Origin of the sequence: Ileibacterium valens (assembly GCF_001945525.1) — a bacterium.
Classification (GTDB): domain Bacteria; phylum Bacillota_I; class Bacilli_A; order Erysipelotrichales; family Erysipelotrichaceae; genus Ileibacterium; species Ileibacterium valens.
On the sequence record NZ_MPJW01000101.1, the window covers coordinates 20,419 to 41,971 of the forward strand.

General features: G+C 40.6%; 18 protein-coding genes. 15 read left to right on the forward strand and 3 right to left on the reverse strand.

Features of this window, described 5'->3' with window-relative positions:
- Positions 1–282 precede the first annotated feature (282 nt).
- Positions 283–2,043, forward strand: coding sequence for a Na/Pi cotransporter family protein (locus tag BO222_RS04725; RefSeq protein WP_075818841.1), 1,761 nt, complete (start codon positions 283–285; stop codon positions 2,041–2,043).
- 220 nt (positions 2,044–2,263) lie between these two features.
- Here BO222_RS04725 and BO222_RS04730 read toward each other — a convergent pair whose 3' ends face one another.
- Together BO222_RS04730 and BO222_RS04735 are read right to left on the reverse strand one after the other, a co-directional pair.
- Positions 2,264–2,695, reverse strand: coding sequence for a hypothetical protein (locus tag BO222_RS04730; RefSeq protein WP_083647675.1), 432 nt, complete (start codon positions 2,693–2,695; stop codon positions 2,264–2,266).
- A gap of 420 nt (positions 2,696–3,115) precedes the next feature.
- On the reverse strand, positions 3,116–4,768 hold the full coding sequence (locus BO222_RS04735) for a CTP synthase (protein ID WP_075818842.1): 1,653 nt from the start codon (positions 4,766–4,768) through the stop codon (positions 3,116–3,118).
- A 168-nt stretch (positions 4,769–4,936) separates the two neighbouring features.
- Between BO222_RS04735 and BO222_RS04740 the strand changes: the two genes are divergently transcribed.
- The 14 genes from BO222_RS04740 to msrA all read left to right on the forward strand — a co-directional run bounded on the left by BO222_RS04740 (position 4,937) and on the right by msrA (position 20,796).
- Positions 4,937–6,145, forward strand: a complete 1,209-nt coding sequence (locus tag BO222_RS04740; protein WP_075818844.1) for an AI-2E family transporter — start codon at positions 4,937–4,939, stop codon at positions 6,143–6,145.
- A gap of 365 nt (positions 6,146–6,510) precedes the next feature.
- Complete coding sequence (locus BO222_RS04745; protein ID WP_158024556.1) at positions 6,511–7,491, forward strand: helix-turn-helix transcriptional regulator; 981 nt, start codon at positions 6,511–6,513, stop codon at positions 7,489–7,491.
- A 226-nt stretch (positions 7,492–7,717) separates the two neighbouring features.
- Positions 7,718–9,475 carry a DUF2779 domain-containing protein gene (locus BO222_RS04750; RefSeq protein ID WP_075818848.1) on the forward strand — a complete coding sequence of 586 codons (1,758 nt, stop codon included), beginning with the start codon at positions 7,718–7,720 and terminating at the stop codon, positions 9,473–9,475.
- Positions 9,476–9,555: 80 nt separating this feature from the next.
- Entirely contained in the window at positions 9,556–10,530 is a 975-nt protein-coding gene (locus BO222_RS04755; RefSeq protein ID WP_075818850.1) for a zinc dependent phospholipase C family protein, read from the forward strand.
- A gap of 427 nt (positions 10,531–10,957) precedes the next feature.
- Positions 10,958–11,800, forward strand: a complete 843-nt coding sequence (locus BO222_RS04760; protein ID WP_075818852.1) for a sulfide/dihydroorotate dehydrogenase-like FAD/NAD-binding protein — start codon at positions 10,958–10,960, stop codon at positions 11,798–11,800.
- On the forward strand, positions 11,800–13,185 hold the full coding sequence (gene gltA, locus BO222_RS04765) for an NADPH-dependent glutamate synthase (RefSeq protein WP_075818854.1): 1,386 nt from the start codon (positions 11,800–11,802) through the stop codon (positions 13,183–13,185). The genes BO222_RS04760 and gltA overlap by 1 nt, the downstream gene beginning before the upstream one ends.
- A 673-nt stretch (positions 13,186–13,858) precedes the next feature.
- Positions 13,859–14,422, forward strand: a complete 564-nt coding sequence (efp, locus tag BO222_RS04770; protein WP_075818855.1) for an elongation factor P — start codon at positions 13,859–13,861, stop codon at positions 14,420–14,422.
- A 169-nt stretch (positions 14,423–14,591) separates the two neighbouring features.
- Complete coding sequence (locus BO222_RS04775; protein WP_075818857.1) at positions 14,592–15,581, forward strand: hypothetical protein; 990 nt, start codon at positions 14,592–14,594, stop codon at positions 15,579–15,581.
- Positions 15,582–15,979: 398 nt separating this feature from the next.
- Positions 15,980–16,657, forward strand: a complete 678-nt coding sequence (gene cmk / locus BO222_RS04780; RefSeq protein ID WP_075818859.1) for a (d)CMP kinase — start codon at positions 15,980–15,982, stop codon at positions 16,655–16,657.
- A complete protein-coding gene (der, locus tag BO222_RS04785) occupies positions 16,654–17,958 on the forward strand; it encodes a ribosome biogenesis GTPase Der (RefSeq protein ID WP_075818861.1) in 1,305 nt (434 codons plus the stop codon). The genes cmk and der overlap by 4 nt, the downstream gene beginning before the upstream one ends.
- Positions 17,959–17,961: 3 nt before the next feature.
- Positions 17,962–18,957, forward strand: coding sequence for an NAD(P)H-dependent glycerol-3-phosphate dehydrogenase (locus BO222_RS04790; RefSeq protein WP_075818863.1), 996 nt, complete (start codon positions 17,962–17,964; stop codon positions 18,955–18,957).
- Positions 18,958–18,960: 3 nt separating this feature from the next.
- Positions 18,961–19,287: an HU family DNA-binding protein gene (locus BO222_RS04795; protein ID WP_075818865.1), complete on the forward strand. Its 327-nt coding sequence runs from the start codon at positions 18,961–18,963 to the stop codon at positions 19,285–19,287.
- Positions 19,274–19,987, forward strand: coding sequence for a hypothetical protein (locus BO222_RS04800; protein ID WP_143356940.1), 714 nt, complete (start codon positions 19,274–19,276; stop codon positions 19,985–19,987). Before BO222_RS04795 ends, BO222_RS04800 begins: the two co-directional genes overlap by 14 nt.
- Before the next feature lie 254 nt (positions 19,988–20,241).
- Entirely contained in the window at positions 20,242–20,796 is a 555-nt protein-coding gene (gene msrA, locus BO222_RS04805; protein ID WP_075818869.1) for a peptide-methionine (S)-S-oxide reductase MsrA, read from the forward strand.
- A 502-nt stretch (positions 20,797–21,298) separates the two neighbouring features.
- Here the strand turns inward: msrA and BO222_RS04810 are convergent.
- On the reverse strand, positions 21,299–21,553 hold a 255-nt coding region (locus tag BO222_RS04810), incomplete at its 5' end, for a transposase (protein WP_075817320.1).

Sequence of the window (21,553 nt, forward strand, 5' to 3'; positions counted from 1 at the left end):
TTTTATGGCAGAAAACAAGAAACCAATCTGCCGGCTTTTCCTGTATTGCTCTGAAACTTATTCATAAAGTGGAACATACAATACGATGAGAAGATAATCAATCACGAATTCGGATGTTATTAAAACATTGCAAATCATGTGATTCTTCTGTTAGACAGGATATAAATATGTGCAGATTATCCGTCCATTTTGTTTTTAGTCTTGTTATTCAGAATGGGTTTTGGAACAATAAGAACTAACAGATTTGTTTTGCTGGAATATTTCAGAGAAAGGAAAATTTGAATGGATTCAAATACTGAAATGGTTCTGAAAATTCTCAGCGGGGTCGCATTGTTCCTTTTTGGAATGAGCAGTATGTCGGATGGCTTAAAAAAAGTCGCTGGAAATAAGATGGAGCTCATTCTATATAAATTGACCAATTCCCCCGTGAAGGGATTTTTACTTGGAACCGCAGTCACCTGCGTGATTCAATCAAGTTCTGCTGCCACTGTTATGGTTGTTGGATTTGTAAATTCTGGAATGATGAAAGTTTCGCAGGCGATTGGTGTCATACTCGGAGCCAATATCGGTACTTCGATTACCGGATGGATTGTCTGTATGTCCTATATCGAAGGAGCCGGCTGGGCAAGTTACTTTTCAAGTACTACCATCACTGCGGTGATGGCGATCATTGGTGTTCTGCTGACCATGTTTGGTAAAAAAGATACTTTTAAGCATACCGGGAATATCCTTTTAGGGTTTGCGGTTTTGATGACTGGGATGTCAATGATGTCAGGAGCTGTCGCTCCGTTAAAGAGTGATCCGATTTTCATCGATACGATGAAGAATCTGACCAATCCCTTTTTATCCATGCTTTTTGGTATTCTCTTTGCAGGTATTCTGCAGTCTTCTTCAGCTGCTATCGGAGTTCTGCAGGCTTTATCAACCACTGGAGCGTTGAGTTTTGCATCTGTATACCCATTAGTTATGGGTATTGGAGTAGGCGCATCGTTTCCAGTTTTGTTATCAGCAATCGGAGCCAATAAAAACGGGAAACGAACTTCGTTTATTTATCTGCTGATTTCGATCATCTGCCTGCTTTTGGGATGCCTTGTCTTCTATCCGCTAGCAGCGGCAGGTCTGATTCCATTTGCCGGAATGACGATGGATCCGTTCTCCACAGCCTTGACGAACACTGGTTTCAGGCTCGTTTTTAATACGCTTTTACTGCCGTTTATTCCTTTGATCAAGAAACTAGCTTATATCATTATTCCATCAGATGCTGCAGAACTCGAAGATACAGGTGATTTTGAAAAACTTGAAGCGCGTCTGTTAAATAATCCGGATATTGCCTATGCTACATCCATGGAAGTGATGGACGGTATGGCAAAAAAGGCAAAGAAAAATGTTCTACGTGCTATCCGTCTTCTGGAAGAATATTCTCCGGAAGGATACAAAAAAGTGGCTGAACTTGAAAGCACCCTGAATAAATACGAAGATAAGCTGGGAAAATATCTGGTTCGCCTGTCGAGTTCTGAAATTTCAATGGAACAATCCAGAAATATCTCAAAATCTCTGCAGTCCATCGCTGATTTTGAAGCGATGGGGGATTATGCTCTTCAGATTGCAGATGTAGCCAAATCCATGAACGAAAAGAAACAGACTTTCTCATTGGCTGCAATCGATGAACTGACTGTCATTGCTGCAGCGATGGAAGAGGCAACGGAACTGGCAGTTAAAGCCTTCCTGAACAATGATGCAGCAGATGCCAAACGGGTCTTCCCATTGCGGGAGCTGATTTCCTTATCTTCCAACGACATAAAAAAACGCCATATCAAACGTCTGAAGGAAGGCAAATGCTCCATGGAAATGGGATTTGTCCAGGCTGATATTCTTGCGGATATGACCCGAATTGTGGATCATTGCGCAAATATATCACTCGATATCGTCAAATTCTCCAATCAGGACTTTGATGTGCATCGGTTTCTTCGAAAATATACTGAAGAAAACCGCAGTGAGTATTCCGATATTCTTCGTGATTATGAAGTAAAATATTCCATCTGATCAAAATTATTGAGTTAAATCATACAAATAAAAAATCCCCGGACGAAGACCGGTACGCTGCTGTCGAACACCGCTTCATTCGGGGATTTTATTTTTTTCTGTTATTATGCAATGAACTATGTTTTCCATGGATTGACATATAAAAAAAAGCCCGAAAATATCGGGCTATCTGCTCATTCATGATTGAAAATGAGAATAAAGTTTGCTGTGTTGATTTAAACTACTTCGCGTTTGCTTCGTCAACAGCCTGCATGATGTCTTTCAGGTTGATTGTGCATCCGGATTTAACATCTTCGGATTCAGCATAGCCATCAGCATCAAGTTTAACACTGTCTACACCATGTTCAAGAATGTAGTTTTCCAGGAATTCAACCTGTTCGTTCCATTCTTTACCAATTTTAGAATCAGACTTCATGTTGTAATCAGCGCCAAGATCCTTCTTGGAATCGCCTTCTTCAGTTACAACATCAATGGAAACACCAGTCAGTTTTCCATCTTCTTTTGTAAGAACGGCAGTAGTTTCTGCACCGTCAGTTGTAACTGTTGCTTCAGTCTGAGTTCCAGCAGTGCTGTTTGCAGCATCATCGGAAGAGCTGGAGCAAGCAGCCAGCATCATTGCAGCCATAGCAGCTGCAGCAAGTTTCTTATTCATGTGTATTGCCTCCTGATTTTACAATTATTCCGCTTAGATTTTACCATTTTTTATGACAGATGGACTTTTGGTACCCTGAAACACAAATCAGATCAGAACTCTGATTCTCGCAGATGATTTGATAAGAACAATTGAAAGATCTGTCTAAAAACGCTTTGATCCGCAGGTCCTGTACTATGATATTTGATGAACCAGTAATCTTCAAGCGGTTTTTTTAATAACGTTTTAAAGATTATTGAAAACGGTTACTTCGCTTGTGAAAAAATAAATAAACGACACAATTCCCATTTATTAAACAAATCATTCGGAAATTGTCTTGGTTTTTCGATTTTTAAAGGTAAAAAAAAAGACGTCGAAGACGCCTTTTAATCAGAAAATTAAGGTGAATTGTATATTTTTAATCTTATTCCGATAATCGAATCAGCTCAGAGCATTTTCAAAAACTGAAATTGCTTCTTCCTCTTCTTTTTGTTTATGGTTTTTCGAATCCAAAGAGGCGTTGATTAAACCGGTAAATAATGGATGAGGATGATTTGGTCTTGATTTGAATTCAGGATGATATTGAACCCCCACATAGAATGGATGATCAGAATATTCAATGGCTTCTACGAGGGCGTTATCCGGACTGGTTCCTGAAATCATCATCCCATTTTCTTCGAAACGGGGACGATACTTATTGGAGAATTCATAGCGGTGACGATGTCTTTCTTCAATACGATCTTTTTGATACAGCATGTGAAGAAGACTGCGGTCATGAACATAACATGGATAAGAGCCTAAACGCATAGTCCCGCCCTTTTTAATTTCATTGGATTGATTTTCCATGAAATCGATGACTGTATGCTGGGAATTTTCATCAAATTCAAAGGAGTTAGCATCCTCTAATCCTAATACATCTCTGGCAAAGGAAATGGCAGCGATCTGCATTCCCAGACAAATGCCTAGATAGGGGATTCCTTTATCTCTGGCATAACCTGCAACAGAAATCATTCCTTCAATTCCTCGTCCTCCAAAACCGCCAGGAACAATGATTCCATCGACATCCGCAAAGATTTCATCTGGATTTTCCAGGTGTTCTGAATCCACCCATTTGATATTCAATCTGGCATGGTTGGCAAAACTGCCATGATGCAGAGCTTCAGCCACGGAAAGATAGGCATCATGCAAGGCCACATATTTACCGACCAGAGCAATTGTGACTTCTTTGGTTGGATTATGGATTTCATCGACCATGGCTCTCCATTCATCAAGGTCAGCTGGTCGATTTTCCAGGGACAGCTTTTCGCAGATGTTCTTGGCGATATTCTGATCTTCGAGCATTAATGGTACTTCGTAGAGTGATTCAAGGGTCTGGTTTTGAAAAACCGATTCCTTATCTACATTGCAGAACAGAGAAATCTTATCCAGAACGGACTGCGGAATATCTTTTTCACATCTTGCGATAATGATATCCGGATGAATACCAAAACTCTGAAGCTCTTTAACCGAATGCTGAGTCGGTTTGGATTTGAACTCCTGAGATCCATCGATGTAGGGAATATAGGTAACATGAGCAAACAGACAGTTGTTTCGGCCGACTTCATAAGCGACCTGCCTGATACTTTCAAGGAATGGCTGCGATTCAATATCGCCGATGGTTCCGCCAATTTCTGTAATGACTACATCGGCATTGGCATAGTTTCCGGCTTCCAGAATAAAGTTTTTGATTTCATCTGTGATGTGAGGGATCACCTGGACAGTTTGTCCTAAGTATTTACCTTCACGTTCTTTATTGAGAACATTCCAATATACCCGGCCAGTAGTCAGGTTTGAATAGGTGTGCAGATTTTCATCAATAAAACGTTCATAATGACCTAAATCAAGATCGGCTTCAAGACCATCGTCTGTAACAAATACTTCTCCATGCTGGTAAGGGGACATAGTTCCTGGATCCACATTGATATATGGATCAAGTTTCTGAGCGGTTACTTTATAACCGCGGGCTTTAAGAAGACGGCCGATGCTGGCTGCAGAAATTCCTTTTCCTAAACCAGAGACCACACCGCCTGTAACAAAAATGTACTTTGTGGACATAATCTACCTCGTCAATGGACAAATTTTAATCAGATCTAAATATAGTGTAAAGATCCAATAAAGAAGATTTATAATTTTGCAAAATTGAAAACGGATTTCGTACAGTTTCTTATTTGTGAACCATGACCTGTTCGATAAAAACAGGTAAAATTGTTTCGAGGACAAAATATGTTAAAATTACCGCCAAAATATCGAGACCGCGAAATTCTTTATCGACGACTGATATTATTTACACTGTCGTTGGGACTTCTGGTGATTTACGCTGGAGAAATTTTTGAATTTATCGCTAAAGCCATCTGGATCTGCCTGCCATTTATTATCGGAGGAATATTGGCCTTCGTTTTAAATACATTCTGTTCAGTCATTACCAGACTGATGCATCGTTTTTTTCATACTCCAGTCAATGCAAAAAACATGATTTATTATCGAATCCTGACGATTCTGATCATTCTGTTGTTTTTGTTAGTGGTCTTCTCATTCATTATTCCACAGCTGATCAGTTCCATCGACCGGCTGATGAGAGATTTGCCCATTGTTTATGATAAGTTTTATAACGAAATGTTAAATCGCAGTAAGGATATTCCAGCGATCCATGATTGGATTCTGGAACATGAAAAGCTGCTATCGGATGCTCCAGCTCTAATTCGGGAACTGGCCGGATTTATCAGCGCGGGAAGCGCAGGAAACGCTTTAGGATCAATCAGCGATATTATTTCAAATACATTTTCATGGTTATGGACTCTGCTGCTATCGATCGTATTTGCGATAATCACATTCTTTAATACAAGTCAGTTCATAGAAATCTGTCAGTTAATTGCCAGAGCGTGGATTCCCGAACGTTTTCTTCGCTCTACTCATGGTTTTATCAGTATGGTCAGCAGAATATTTGCGCAGTATATCGGAGGATCTGTTCTGGAATGCATCATTCTTGCCGCATTAGTGAGCACTTTCTCATTAATCTTCAACATTCCTTACGCCGTCCTTATCGGCGTCTCTTGCGGAATCTGTGCGCTCGTCCCTATGTTTGGCGCAACTGCAGGAGCCATCTTATGTACATTATTTTTATTGATGGAATCAGCGGGAAAAGCGGTCACATTTTTGATTATGTTTCTTTGCATTCAACAGGTGGAGGGAAATTTCATCTATCCCAATGTCGTTGGAAAGAGTGTTGGACTGCCTCCAATGTTTGTCGTCGTTTCCATTACGATTGGAGCCAGTCTTGCGGGAATTCTGGGAATGATCATCTCAATTCCAATTGCATCGGTCATCTATGAACTGATCAAAGCTCAGGCCCAGAAAAGAATGGATGCCAAAAATTCAAAATGGGACCCGACCGTCAGCAATCTTCAAACGGACAAGGATACTACTGAAAAATAGATTAAAGATTCTATGACTAATTCATTGATGGATGTCCATATTGATCTTACTTAAAAGAACTTCATTAATCATTGGGAACATTTGAACTTTTATTGCTCCTTTGTCCGATTGCTTGGCAGTAATTGGTTTGAAGGAGCATTTTCTTATATCTATTAATGTTAAGACTCGATTTTTGGTCAGTCGATTATTGAATTCCTGTTTCAGATTTTTCAAGGAACAGTACTTGCAGAATTTAGCAGAGAATAATTGACATTGTTAACTGACATTCTTAACGAAGATTAGATTTATTGATTTATACTGAAGACAATGAGTTTCAAAGAATTATGGGAATTGTTGTCATATTGAATTTTGACAGAAGAGGTGTTATGAATCGAGCCGCATTATGCATAAAAATGCTTAAAATACTCAAATCAAGAGACATTGTTTCAACCGCTGAACTCGCAGAGTTGTTGAAAACCAATCCGCGAAATATCAGAGAATTTCGAAAAGAGCTTGAAGCTGCAGGCTATCACATTGAAGAGAAAAGAGGAAGATATGGGGGATACTATCTCGATGATAGAGATTTAATCCAGATTCCCAAACTGACCAAGGAACAGCTTCAGGTACTCGCTCATGCGAGGCAGTTTATCAAAGCACATGCTGAATTTGCCGAAGGTGACCAGTTCGAAGAGATTATGGATGATGTTGCCGCTGCAGGCAGTTCCTACTCCAATCGGGAAATGCCTGAAATTGGGTATTCATTTTCTGTAGATCGACATTCTGGTTTAACCGATCACGAAAGAGAAATGCTCAGTCAGGTTCTGGCCAGCATGAAAAGTTCTTATTCTGTTGAGCTTTCGTATATGAAAAGAGGAGTCAATGAACCAGCGAGTATTCTAGTCGATCCCTATCACGTGGTAAACATCGAAGACAACTGGTATATGATTGGCTGGTCTCATTCAGCCAAGGCTTTTCGTAATTTCCGCTTTTCAGACGAGCGAATGCTTGATATCAAATTGACTCAAAGGCGATTTACAAAGGATCCAAACTTTAACTTCAAAAACTTTATCGGTATAGATTCCGCTTTTAAAGGGAAACTTAATCTCTATGAAGTTGAAGTGAATCCGGATCACGCCCGTTTATTTCGGGAAGATTTTAAAGGGCGTGAGCTGAGCCAGAAGGAAAACCGAAATGGGAAATGTGTATTTTCTTTTACCGCCGATAATCAGTATCAGGTATATCAGCTTCTTTTTCGTTTCGGTGATGCTGTCGAGCTCATCCTGCCTGTAGAATTCCGCGATGAGTACATAAAGAGGATCGCTTCGATCGCTAAAGTTTACGGTATTTCTCTGGATCCTGATGATTAAATCGAATTCCAGAGGAAGATCCTGATGAATCTTCATATCCTTATGAAGTCGAATCAGAAGAATATGAAGACCATTCGCTTTATTATAGTTTTGATTACAGTTTCGAATTTTTTTTGAATGGAATTTAATCCGCACTGTATTATGGCAGGCGCTTATCATTATTAAAGATTAAAATTTGTAAGTTGATTCAGGTAGAATATCTGCTGTTTTTAAGGAGTGTTTAATTATGATTCATGCTTCCGATCTGATCAATGTCTGGCACTGTCCAAGACTGGGATGCAATATTCATCAGCATAAAAAAGGGCAGCATGAGCCCTTTGCGAATCTGATCGCTCCTTTTTTTGATTTAGCAAAAGAGAAAGTTAAGGTCGAAAACATTCCGCAGGGTCGGCTTAACGATCCAATGGAAAGAACTGTTGAACTTCTTAAACAAAAAAAGGGCGGCATTCGGCTTCGTTTTGAACGAGACGGCATTCGAACAAAGGTCCCTTTCTTATTTCCGATCTACGAAGAAGAAGAGTCAACATTTCAGGAATCCAAAAAGAAGACATCAAAAAAACGAAAAAAAAGATATGAAGATTTTGATTATGAAGCAATCTATCCGATTCTTTCAGCCAATCCAACCGAAATTCTAATTGAAATGATGGCGTTGGATCAATGGATTCTTGAAGGAATGGGAATTCATGTAAAGAAACATAAAATCGTATATCTCAATCGTGAATACGTCCGCAATGGAGATTTGAATCCTGATGAGCTGTTTATTGAGGGCAGACATCTGCTTAGAAAATCAGGAACTCCATATGAAAAAACGATCGATGATCAGATTGCAGAGTATCTCTCTGAAAATGATCTCGAAAAGAAGATCAGGCAAGCTAAACAGGTTTTAAATGAAGAAGATGCCGTTCCTGTTCGAAACCGGCATTGTCTAGCTCCGAGAAGATGTGCGTATTATAACGATTGTTTTAACGAAGACAGTCTCGATGATAGTTCAATTCTGTTCTTAAGCTCTGCTTCTAAACGAGCACAAATGTTCGAAGAGGGAAAGGATACATTGGCTAAAGCGGATCCATATCAGATCGAAGGCAGTCCTTTACAGTTTTCTCAGGTTATGGCCGATCGAAACGGCGGAGTTTTCCTGGATGCAAGAGCGGCTGAAAACTGGATTGCCTCATTGGCCTGGCCAAGAATCTATCTCGATTTCGAGTGGGATACTTTTGCGTTTCCGCCTTATGATCGAATGATTCCATATGATGTTCTCTGTTTTGAATTTTCAATGCATGTAGAAAATGAAGATGGAACAATCCGTCATACCGGCTTTTTTAAGCATGGAGACGGGCGAAAAGAATTTATCGAAACATTGCTAAAAAATATTCCTGAACACGGAAGTGTCATTGTATATAACATGGAAGGAGCCGAAAAACTCAGGCTCATCCAATTAGCAAGACAGTTTCCGGAATATGAAGAACAGCTGAATGAAATCTGCAGCCGTATGCTGGATCTTTCTGTTCTTTTTGAAAAGGGAATCTACTATGACATTCGCCAACGCGGTCATTATTCCTTAAAAACGATGATGAATCTCTTTTCAGATCAGGATGGTTACTCAAAACTTCCCGTTAAGAATGGACTGGATGCAATTGAAGCATATAGAAGGCTTTGCGCAAGTCATGATGAGGCGGAAAGAAACTCGCTGGCAAAACGGATCGATACGTATTGTGCAATGGATACCGAGGCGGAAATGATCATTTTACATGGCTTGCAGGATAAGCTTGCTGATCTAAAAAACACAAAACCAGCAAAAAAGAAGAAAGCAAAAGAACAGGCTCTAAAACAGACAGAATCGACAAAAATTCACAGAAGAAAACGAAAATCAAAAAAACGTGTTAAGCCAGCTTCGCCAAAAGATAATGACCAGGAAACGGCTGTTTTAAACAGTGATCCTGAAGATCCGTCCAGAACCAAACCAAAAACCAGGAATGAAGAATAAGCGAAAAAACCTGATCACCCATTCCATAGCTAAGTTTAAAGAGAAACAGTGATTGGATTTTTCGGGAAGGGAAACCAGAAATGCCAAATATCATTACTCACACTTTATTTGCTGATGAAGTTTTAGAGATCCTTAAAATTGATTCTCTCGATGAAAGAAAACAGATTTTTGAAATCGGGTCGAATGGACCGGATATTCTGTTTTTTCACCATATGAATCCGAAAGATTTCTATAAGAAATCCAGGCTTCCAAAACTGGGAAGCCGCCTTCATTCCGGCAATGTCAATGATTTTTATTCAAGTGCCATCAACAGCATCTGGAATGAAAAAGATCCTGAAATCAAAGAAGATATGATTGCTTATACAGCTGGTCATTTATGCCACTGGGCTCTGGATTCATCTGCTCATCCTCTGATCTATAACCGGACAGGAAACTGTAAGGGGATGTCAGTCAACGCTCATCATCGGTATGAATCCATTTTGGATTCCCTGATGCTTAAGCTGAAGAAAAACGAAACGATTGAATCCTTTGATATTACAAAGAAAGTCACAGATTCTCCGTTATGGATGAAACGAGCCATCGCAAGAGTCTATATTCCAGCACTCAATTCCATTTTTGATGACAATCTGCCAGCCCATGTAATTGCTGAGACTCTTGATGACTGGAACTTCATGCAAAAACTGTTCAGAGATCCTCATAATAAAAAAATTCCTGCAGCTCAGATGGTTGACAAACTGATCGGAAGACCAAATCAGCTGGCGGGTTATGCGGTGCCAAATATCCCGGAAGATAATTACGATATTATGAATCTGAAACATGAATTATGGAGAAATCCTCAAACTGGTCAAAAATCTTATGAATCCTTTCTTGATCTCTATGATTCTGCAATGAAAAAAGCACTGACAGCTATTCCTCTGTTTTTAAAAGCCTGTGCAAAACCAAAAGATGAACTCGCTAAAAAGGATCTTCTGGATTTTGTCGACAATCGAAATTATTGTATGGGAACTTCTGAAAACAAAGATCTGAAGTATTTCGATCTGATCGATCTTTCCTGAAACAACAATTAAACCAGTCAGCATTAAATCGATCGGAATGTGATGCCCAATCCATTCCGGTCTTTTTTTTCAGGATGCAGCTGAATTGATTCCAATTTGTAAAGGATTCTCATCCACATACCGGCACCTTCAACGTTTCAAATCGATGATCTGCTTTGATTGTATCTGACAGAATTTGATGAGCTATGCACGGTCATTTTAATCTGAATACGGCAGATCATAAGTGGTTCATTTGGGATCTTTTATCGCTTTATTATCTTTTTTGTACCATTTATTTACCATAATTGAATGAAATACGGCAAATAGTTGGTTTTTTTAGTGATTTTTCTTCTGTTCGAGTTTGGAAAAGAAGAATGGTGCTGATACTATTATAAAAGTTCAAAAAAGAATGAATGATTAAGTATAAGAAAGGGAGACCGATCCTCAAATGTTTGAGATAACAGAAAAAAGAATTCTGAATCCGACTGTTGAAGAAATCACTGTCTATGCGCCAAATGCAGCAGCCAAGGCGAAAGCCGGTCAGTTTATTATTCTTCGTACGGATGAAGATGGAGAAAGAATTCCGTTTACCATTGCTTCCGCTGATCCAGAAAAGGGAACCGTCAGCGTGATTTACCAGATTGTCGGTGCCGGAACCCGCAAGCTTTCCGCTTTAAAACAGGGTGATTCGCTCCATGACTTTGCCGGACCTTTAGGCAAACCCTCTGAAATTGAAGGTGAAAATGTAGTGATCATCGGCGGAGGAGTTGGTTGCGCCATTGCCTGGCCAACAGCCAAGGCATTTAAGCAAGCTGGAAAAAATGTAACCAGTATCGTTGGTTTCAGAAACAAAGATCTGGTTATTCTTGAAGATGAATTCAAAGATACTTCCGATGCGTTCTATCTGATGAGTGATGATGGAAGTGCTGGTCAAAAAGGTCTGGTTACTGCCAAATTGGAAGAACTGATCCAGAACGGACAGAAAATCGATCGGGTGATTGCGATTGGACCGCTGATCATGATGAAGTTCGTTTGCGAACTGACAAAGAAATACAATATTCCAACCATCGTTTCCATGAATCCAATCATGATTGATGGAACCGGTATGTGTGGTGGATGCCGTCTGGTAGTCGATGGAAAAATGCAGTTTGCCTGCGTTGATGGACCAGACTTTGATGGTCATAAAGTCGACTTTGATGCAGCCATGAAGAGAAATCGTCAATACCTGGATTTTGAAAAACATAAATATGAAGAAGCCTGCAATCTTCTGAACAAGGAGGTGGATGCCTGATGCCAAATATGAGAATGGATAAAAATCCAATGCCTGTTCAGGATCCGGAAGTCCGAATCCATAATGTCGATGAAGTTGCGACTGGATATACTGCTGAAATGGCAATCGATGAAGCCAAACGCTGTCTCTCCTGCAAACACAAACCCTGTGTAGCTGGCTGTCCAGTCAATATCCATATCCCTGAATTTATTGCCAGGGTAGCTGAAGGTGATTTTGAAGGAGCCTATGAAATCATCTCTTTAACCAGCTCATTACCTGCTATCTGTGGACGGGTATGTCCTCAGGAAAGTCAATGCGAAGCCAGATGTGTTCGCGGAATCAAGGGAGAACCGGTATCCATCGGACGTCTTGAGCGTTTTGTCGCTGACTATATGAGAGAAAAAGGAGAAACGCCTGCTGTAAAAGCAGAGCCAAATGGTCATAAAGTTGCGGTCGTTGGAGCAGGGCCGGCTGGATTAACCGCAGCAGGGGATTTGGCTAAACTTGGTTATGAAGTCACCGTATTTGAAGCTTTGCATACTCCAGGCGGTGTTCTGATGTATGGAATTCCCGAATTCCGTTTACCTAAAGCAATCGTCGCTCATGAAATCGATAAGTTAAAGGATCTTGGCGTCGAATTCGTAACCAACTTTGTCGTTGGCCGTGCTTCAACCATTGATGAAATGATGGATGATGGGTATGAAGCTGTCTTTGTCGGCAGTGGAGCCGGGCTACCTAACTTTATGAATCTTCCAGGTGAAGCGCTCAACGGAGTTTATTCTGCCAATGAATTTTTGACCCGTTATAACCTGATGAAGGCTTATGATGAAAATTCCAGTACTCCGATTCAACATCCCACAAAAACAGTTGTAGTCGGCGGAGGAAATGTAGCCATGGATGCTGCCCGCTGCGCCAGAAGACTAGGATCCGAAGTTCATGTCGTATACCGTCGTTCTTTAGAAGAACTTCCTGCCCGTAAGGAAGAAGTTGAACACGCAATGGAAGAAGGCATCATTTTTGATCTGCTGAATAATCCGGTAGCTGTTCTTGGAGACGAAAATGGTCACATCAAAGCTGTAGAATGCATTAAAATGGAGTTGGGAGAACCTGATGAATCCGGACGCAGAAGACCAGTTCCTGTGGAAGGAAGCAACTTCATTATTGATGCGGATTGCATGATTATGGCGATCGGTACTTCACCTAACCCATTAATTCGCCAGACTACGCCAGGCCTTGATGTCAATCGCCGCGGCTGTCTGATCGTTGATGAAAACGAAATGACAACCAAGGATGGGGTTTATGCTGGAGGAGATGCAGTGACTGGTGCGGCTACTGTGATTTCAGCAATGGGAGCAGGAAAAAAAGCCGCTGCCGCTATGCATGAATATTTAAGTTCAAAGGAATAAGTCTATTCATTCACTCGATTTGAATGAAATGACGTTTTTCATTGAACCAGGAGAAATAAAATAATTATTTCTACCTATTTACTTGAGTATTAAAATTTGCTGTTCAGCCTCCTTTTTTCAGGAGGCTTTTTCAGTATCAAAAGAGAATTCACAGACTAGGTTCTGAATATTTCAGAAATAACTCAACAAATCTTATCCAAATAAGATAAATATTTTTCGTTTTCCATTATGATTCATATTTAAAAATAAAAATCTGATGAAAATATGATATTTAAATGGTAGAGTTTACTGGAAAAAGCGTTTACAAGCAAAGTTTGCAAGACTAAACTGTAGATGATCACAGGAAGACGGCTCACTTCCTGTTCTTATGCAAAGATCCTTCCTGATCATGTATAAGATTTGATTCATATCGATTCCTTTCGATACGGCTGACGTATCAAGAAAACGGCGCAAGCCGTTTTTTTATATTCAGTTGTTGGAGCCGATTCAATGAATATCTTTCATTTATTACCTTTGAAGCCATTGTTAAAAACAAACTGAATTATGAGCCTGAAAGCTCTAATCTATCAGCTCAATCTCATAAGCGGCTTACGGTCGTTGACAAGAGAAAAAATAATTTTAAAATTTAAACGGTAAAACATGTCAAATTCATGTTAATAACAAAGGAGTCCATATGATCAGCTCAAATGATTTAAAACCAGGTCAGACCATTCAGCAGGATGGTGAAATTTACGTCGTTCTCGATATTTCTCAGAACAAAACTGCCCGTTCTGCCATGGTTGTAAAAGCCAAAGTCAGAAATCTTCGTTCAGGAAGCAACGTGGAACTTTCCTGGGGCGGTGGAGACAAAGTTGAACCTGCAATGATCGATAAGCGTGAAATGCAGTACCTGTACGATACAGATGATGCCATGGTATTCATGGATAATGAAACCTATGAACAGGTTGAAATCCCTACTGGCCGTCTGGAATGGGAACGTAAATTTGTTAAAGCCAACGACAACGTAAACATCACAAGCTTTGATGGCGAAATTATTGGTGTTTCCTTACCTGATAAAGCCGTTCTTGAAGTAATTGAATGCGAACCAGCTGTTAAGGGAGATACCACTTCTTCAGCAATGAAGACCGCGAAACTTGAAACCGGCTTAGAATTAAAAGTTCCTCTGTTCATTTCAGAAGGCGAAAGAATTGTTGTAAACACTGCTGATGGAAAATATTCCGGACGCAGCAAGGACTAGTTCATAATCTTAAATTCAAAACCGCGAAAGCGGTTTTTTTCTTTATGGATCAACAAATCAAAATCAGATATGCTCATTCGCTTTTATATAAAGCATGAAATTATGTCTTCACAAGGTAAGATGCGGTTTTTCTTTGTTATAATGAAAGACGATTTTAAAGGGGGAAATTATGGCAAAATTGTCAAGGACTGCCCGTTTTCAGGAACTGCGTGATCAGCTGGATCAGGAAACCACTGTCGCTCAGACCACTCCAGGCGAGCAGATTAAGCTTACCAGAAGCAATCGAATTCAGAACAAAGCACTTCACGCCAATGATGTTCAACCCAGTGTGAACGAATCGCCAAAACCGATTCAGACTTCCACGGTTATGGATGAACTTCTTGGAGAAGTGAAACAGTATAATATCGATAACGGTGATCGCGCAGCACAGGATACGCAGATCAATATTTTAAAAACCTTAGATACCAATTCACAATCCATGAACAGCCGTCGAAATGCACACATGGAAACCATGGAACCCAATGAAGATGCCGGCGGAACAACAATGAATGTAATGAAGCAGAACGTCGATGCTCTGTTTGGTCAGGAAAGCAGAACCGAACCAGTCACCACACGTCCTGCCAGAAAAACAGCACTCGATGAGAAGGATCTTTTCAATACCGATATTCTTCCAATGTCAACGGTGGCTCCAGCCAGAAAAGAGAAGGAAGAAATCATTCTTGAAGAAACTCCAGAAGAAGATGACAACGAAAAGACTAAAGCGGTTGAGATTAATCTGACTGACCTTATCGTTGACGAGCCCGTTGATCATGATCAGTTGGAAATGTTTGATCTTGGAGCCGATGATTTTGATCGTACCATTCGCCAGTCTCAGGAACAGCCGGCTAAATATGCCAGCAGACGGGAAATGAAGAAGGCTCGTAAAAAAGCCCGGGTCAATGAAGAAAAGTCGATGCAGACAACAGAAAAGATGTCTGATGCCTATTCTTCAGTCACAGAAAGAATTCATTACGATGATATCGACAGCTACGATGAAGAACCATCTCCAAAGAGCAAAGCCAGCAAAGCTGGAAATATTATCCTGAGTATTCTGATCGTTTTACTGATTATCGCGATTGCCGCAACACTTTACATGATTTATTCGACAGGAATCTTCTAGAACTCTGATCTGGAAGAAATATTTATTCAGATGCTGATCAAATCCAATTTCTGATCTGAACCTTCATTCAGACTTTGTATTGCAAAGAAGAAAGAATAGAATATTCGACTCGTTTTTTCTTGTTTTCTGCCAGCAGGGATCCTGAAAAGAGACAAAGCCAATTAAAAAATGGTTACCCTAATCGTACTAACTTTAATCAGCGGGTTAAGATAACCATTATAAAAAAACTAAATCAGACAAAAACAGCCCAAATTTACTGATGGGCCAGCTGCATTGTCAGAGGTCTGTGAAGTACAGACCATTGACTTTAGGTAATGAGCAGTTAACCAAAGGACCAGCATCATTTATGTCTTTAATCGAAAGCCGGGAAATCCGGCTGTTATTGGAAGTAGAACGAAATGAAGAAATTCAACATAGCCCTTGATGGGCCAAGCGGAGCAGGAAAAAGCAGCATTGCTGATCAGCTTGCTGAGATTTATCAGATGAAGCATCTGGATACCGGAGCGATGTATCGCGCGATTTCCTGGCTTTTAAATCAGGAGAAAATTGATCCTGAAAACGATCTGGCTATTGAGAATGCCTTAAAAAGTGCCGTTCTGGATCTACCTGAAGATGGAAGAGTGATCATCAACGGTATTGATGTCAGTGAAATCATTCGAACTCCAGAAGTTTCCATGCTCGCTTCTCTTTATGCATCCAAAGCACCCGTTCGCCAGAAGATGGTTGAACTCCAGCAAAAGATCGCCTCAAGACAGGGGTTTATTGTCGATGGCCGTGATATCTGTGATGTTGTATTGCCTGATGCTCTGGTAAAGATTTATCTGGATGCATCAGCCGATGCCAGAGCTAAACGCCGTTATCTTCAGGATCTTGAAAACGGTAAATCCGTCGAGTATGAAGAGGTGCTTCGACAGATTGAACAGCGTGATTATCAGGATCGGCACCGTGCGATTTCTCCGCTGAAAATAAGCGATCAGGCTGTCGTCATTGACAGCAGCCAATTAAACATCGAACAGACCGTAGCAAAGGCCTGTGAGGTCGTAAACGAGAGACTCAAGAAAGAAGGTCTTTTATGATTCGAGGAACTGTAGCTTTAGTCGGCCATCCAAATGTCGGCAAATCCACTTTATTTAACCGTCTGATCGGTCAGCGCAAGAGTATAGTTGACGATCAGCCAGGCGTAACCAGAGATCGTATTTATGGTCTTGGAGAATGGCTGACCCAGGAATTCTGGCTGATTGATACTGGTGGAATTCAGCTTGAAGATCAGGACTTTGCCAGTGAAATCAATGCTCAGGTCGAAATTGCTTTAGAAGAAGCAGATGTTGTCATCATGTTATGTGATGCACAGGATGGAATGACACAGGATGATATATTCATTGCCCGCAAGCTGCAGAAATCCAATAAGCCCATTCTTCTTGCCGTCAATAAAGCAGACAACGAAAAAATTCGACTGGGAATTTATGATTTCTATCAGTTAGGACTTGGAGATCCGATGCCTGTATCCAGTACACATGGTTTGGGGGTTGCCGATCTGCTTGACGAAGTCATCAAACTGCTCCCGGATAAAGAAATGCGGCCTTATGAGGGCTTGACCACATTCTGTGTGATCGGTCGGCCAAATGTCGGAAAAAGTTCTCTTGTTAACGCGATTTTAAAAGAAGATCGCGCGATTGTATCCAACATTGAAGGAACAACAAGAGACGCCATTGATACTCCGTTCACCTATGATGGACGCGAATACGTGATCATCGATACCGCCGGTATGCGAAAACGGGGCAAAATCTACGAAAACATTGAAAAGTATTCGATTCTTCGTGCCGTCAGCGCCATTGACCGGGCGGATGTGGTTTTATTTCTCATCGATGGAGAAAAAGGAATTCGTGCCCAGGATAAACATGTCGCCGGACTTGCCCACGATGCGGGCAAAGGGGTCATTATTGTCTATAACAAATGGGATGCCGTAAAGAAGGACGAGCATACCATGAATGAAGTTACGAAAAAAATCCGTGAGGAATTTAAATATCTTGATTATGCTCCAATCGCCTTCGTCTCTGCCTTAACTCGAGCAAAAGTGCAGAATCTGATTCCACTTATTGATGAAGTTCATGAAAGTTGTACACTGCGCATTCCAACGAATGTCTTAAATGATGTCATTCTTGATGCGCAGATGATGAATCCGCCAAAAGCTCAAAGCGGCCGTCAGCTGAGAATCTACTATGGATCTCAGGTGGCTGTTAATCCGCCAACGATCGTCTTATTCGTCAATGATCCGGAACTTTTGCATTTCACATATGCTCGATATATCGAAAACCGTCTCAGAGACGCTTTTGGCTTCATTGGAACACCAATAAAAATAACAGCAAGGAAGCGATAACTTATGAAAACTGTCGTTATCGGCAGCGGAAGCTGGGGAACTGCGCTTGCGCAGGTTCTCGCAGATAATCATCAGGATGTCATTTTGTATGGAGTTGAACCAGCTCAGGTCAATGACATCAATAACAACCACAAGAATTCACAGTTTTTTCCAAATACAGATTTAAACCCTGAACTCAAGGCTACAACTGACATGAATGTTGTCAAAAACGCAGACATGGTTGTCCTTGCCGTTCCATCTGCTTTTATATCTGATGTCGCAAAACAGGTCAGTGATTTGGCAGACAAAAAGCTGATCGTAGTCAATGTGGCAAAAGGGTTCGATCCAAAAACCAATGAAAGAATGTCAGAGGCGATTCGTCACGCCATGGATCCCGCCAAACTTTCAAGCGTCGTTTCGCTGATTGGCCCATCTCACGCTGAAGAAGTTGTTGAAAGACAGCTCACCAGCATTGATGCAATCAGCCAGAATGAAAAAGATGCCCAGATGGTTCAGTCTCTGTTCTCGAACCCTTATCTGCGCATTTACACAGGTACGGATGAAGTCGGAAGTGAACTTGGAGCAGCTGTTAAAAACGTAATGGCTATAGCCAGTGGGATTATTTCCGGTCTTGGATATAAAGACAATACCAGAGCCGCTTTAATCACTCGCGGATTACAGGAAATGATCCGCTTTGGAACTGCATTTGGCGGTGATCCAAAGACGTTCATCGGATTAACCGGAGTTGGTGATCTGATCGTTACTTGCTCTTCACTCAATTCAAGAAACTTTCAGGCCGGTTATGAAATTGGCAAGGCCAATGAGGTAGAACACTTCCTGAAAAATAACAAGAAAACTGTTGAAGGAATTCGTACCGCAAAAATCGTTCACGAACTGGCTAAAGAAAAGAATCTTGATATGCCAATTTGTGAAGAAGTTTATCAGATTCTTTATGAAGGCAAAGAACCATCCATGTGTGCCAGCGATCTGATGCTCAGAGATCTGAAGAGGGAGTTTTAATCTATGCCAAAGTACGTAAACAAGGATACCCTTGCCGATACTTTAGTATCCACTCTTCATCTGAAAAATAAACGTCAGGCTCACGAAGCCGTTAATGCTCTGATCGAAGAAATGAGTTCTGCTCTTGAAAGCGGCGGAGTCATTGACATCGCTTATTTTGGAAAATTTTATATTTTTGACCGAAAGAGCCGAATGGGCATCAATCCGGTAACCAAAGAAAAAATGGAAATCCAGGCTACGCGGCTTCCTAAATTTAAGCCCTCGCAGACTCTGAAAAAAAGGTGTAATCAGTCTCTCGAGGAAGATCCGGCACAAAGTGACGAGGAATAAGGACGTGAACTCCCCTCAGGAAAAAGAACAGAATCCAGGTTCAGAAAAGCAGATTTATAAACGAACCATCAGTTATTCTAATCGTTTACAAAAACCAAAAAAGAAGCTTGAATCCATTCAGAAAATTTGCCTGTATGCGTTTTTTGCATGCCTGATTATTGTAGGGGTATTAGTTGTACTTGCAATCTTTCCACTACGTTCAACAGATCCTGATTCAAACTCCTTTAAAAAGGCTGAAGCCTTTCTGCAGGAACTCAAAGATGGAAACACTTCAAATATTCCTGAAAGAGCCAATTCAGTGTTAGTTCAGAGAATTAAAGATCAATCGACTACCAATATGCCCAAAGAGTTTGCTCAGAGCTACAATCAGGCTTTGGTTCATAGCTGGGAAATCACAGATATTTATCCGGAAAACAATGAAATTATTGTTGCGGTGGAAATAAGCAGTCTTGACCCACAGTCTTTCTCTGTTTCAGACTTATCGTATGGCCTTCGGGATGTGCTTAATGAGACACTCAAAGAGCATCCGGAATACCAGCAGAGTGATGTTGATCTGGAGATGATGAGTACTGAGCTGAGAATGGAAGCGTATGATTATCTGATGAATAAGCTCGATGAAGCCAATCAGATCACACTGCCAGTTGAAATTGTTCTGGATTCTTCAGAACAGCATATTATCGACGTCCGCGATATGGACTGAACAATTCAAATCTCGGATGATCAAATTTAGAAAAAACTTATGAACTGCAGAGAAAAACGCCGGTTTTTACCGGCGTTTTTAATATAGGTATAAGAAATCTCTGGCAAATATCTTTGCATGGCAGTCTATTTATTTTCAAATTGGTCTGATTGTGGTTAATATTGAAATACCCATGTTCCTTTTTTGAGCGAATTGAAAGCAGGGAACATAATCTAAGATTTATTTTCTGTCATTTATAAAAGAGGTATCTGTTTATGTTGAAATCCATCGTTTTAGCCGGAGGGTGCTTTTGGGGAGTTCAGAAGTTTTTTGATCAGTTTCCAGGAATTCGAAGTGTTGTTGGGTATGCCAATGGAAATTATGAACATCCAACTTATGAGCAGGTCTGCCGTGGAAGCGGACATACTGAAGCTGTTGAACTCTTCTATGAAGATCCAATCAAGGCTGTACAGATTCTTGCTGCCTACTTTGTGATCATTGATCCGACTTCCCTGAATAAACAGGGAAATGATGTCGGGATTAACTATCGAACTGGAATTTATTCCAATGACGAACAGATTCTGGAATTGGCCAGATTGATGCTTTCTGATATCGAAGCTAAAATTAAAAAACAAGTGGTCGTCGAAACGGGAAGTCTGGATCACTTTTATGAAGCTGAAGATTATCATCAAAACTACCTTCAGAAAAATCCCGGAGGATACTGTCATCTGCCACTATCCATCCTTCGCGGACATTCCTTACCCAGTATGGATCAGATTTTAAGAGCCTACCCATCTCTTGCAAAGCTGCCGAAAGCCAGACTTTTATAGTCGGATTTTCTCTTTGGATTCTTCATTCGTCTGGTTGAATGTCCAAATCACTCAAAATCAATTTTTTCTGCAGTCTTACATGAAGCAGGCAAACCAAACTATACTTGTATAAATCAAATCATAATAAGTTTTAAAAGATCTGATGGCCAAAACGGCTAATCAGATCTTTTTTCTTCAGAGCTGATGGTCAGTCAAAACTAGATTTCAATAATGAAATAATATCCAGATTGTGAAACTAACCAAATTGGAGTTTTCCTGGCTTTTCGAGTACGATGTGTTTCAATTTTTTTTCGCCAGAAAAAAGGCTTTCCTCTATAATTTTTCTGTCTGGAAAGAAGGGGCTGTTAAATTTCGACTGATTTTTCATCAGCGAGATTTACAGCCCCTTTTTCTATGCTTTTTATCTGATTCAATCCTGTTTTATGATGTGTTTTTCCGCTCAAGTCAATTTTTGAACGCACTGAAAAGAGCCAAAACTCAAAAAGACTGTTTATAATCTTTTTCAGATTTCGCTTTTCTGCTCCTTTAATTTTCCATAACGTTCGAGTTCTGGGCAACTCATCCGATTTCTGTTGTTTAATTTTCTGATATTGTGTCCCATGGCCACAATAAGCACCTCAAATTTTACGTTTTCCAGTCCCCGGCGTCTCAATCGGCTGTATCTGTAGTTTTCTTTAAGATCTCCGAAGGTTCCTTCCGCCTGAATGCTCCGGCTGACCATAATCTCATGTCCTGCATCTGAAGACATGTTCTCCCG

Bases quoted from the DNA above. Each gene is read 5' to 3' on its own strand.
- BO222_RS04725 (WP_075818841.1), top strand. From the start codon at position 283: ATGGATTCAAATACTGAAATGGTTCTGAAAATTCTCAGCGGGGTCGCA.
- BO222_RS04730 (WP_083647675.1), bottom strand. From the start codon at position 2,695: ATGAATAAGAAACTTGCTGCAGCTGCTATGGCTGCAATGATGCTGGCT.
- BO222_RS04735 (WP_075818842.1), bottom strand. From the start codon at position 4,768: ATGTCCACAAAGTACATTTTTGTTACAGGCGGTGTGGTCTCTGGTTTA.
- BO222_RS04740 (WP_075818844.1), top strand. From the start codon at position 4,937: ATGTTAAAATTACCGCCAAAATATCGAGACCGCGAAATTCTTTATCGA.
- BO222_RS04745 (WP_158024556.1), top strand. From the start codon at position 6,511: ATGAATCGAGCCGCATTATGCATAAAAATGCTTAAAATACTCAAATCA.
- BO222_RS04750 (WP_075818848.1), top strand. From the start codon at position 7,718: ATGATTCATGCTTCCGATCTGATCAATGTCTGGCACTGTCCAAGACTG.
- BO222_RS04755 (WP_075818850.1), top strand. From the start codon at position 9,556: ATGCCAAATATCATTACTCACACTTTATTTGCTGATGAAGTTTTAGAG.
- BO222_RS04760 (WP_075818852.1), top strand. From the start codon at position 10,958: ATGTTTGAGATAACAGAAAAAAGAATTCTGAATCCGACTGTTGAAGAA.
- gltA (WP_075818854.1), top strand. From the start codon at position 11,800: ATGCCAAATATGAGAATGGATAAAAATCCAATGCCTGTTCAGGATCCG.
- efp (WP_075818855.1), top strand. From the start codon at position 13,859: ATGATCAGCTCAAATGATTTAAAACCAGGTCAGACCATTCAGCAGGAT.
- BO222_RS04775 (WP_075818857.1), top strand. From the start codon at position 14,592: ATGGCAAAATTGTCAAGGACTGCCCGTTTTCAGGAACTGCGTGATCAG.
- cmk (WP_075818859.1), top strand. From the start codon at position 15,980: ATGAAGAAATTCAACATAGCCCTTGATGGGCCAAGCGGAGCAGGAAAA.
- der (WP_075818861.1), top strand. From the start codon at position 16,654: ATGATTCGAGGAACTGTAGCTTTAGTCGGCCATCCAAATGTCGGCAAA.
- BO222_RS04790 (WP_075818863.1), top strand. From the start codon at position 17,962: ATGAAAACTGTCGTTATCGGCAGCGGAAGCTGGGGAACTGCGCTTGCG.
- BO222_RS04795 (WP_075818865.1), top strand. From the start codon at position 18,961: ATGCCAAAGTACGTAAACAAGGATACCCTTGCCGATACTTTAGTATCC.
- msrA (WP_075818869.1), top strand. From the start codon at position 20,242: ATGTTGAAATCCATCGTTTTAGCCGGAGGGTGCTTTTGGGGAGTTCAG.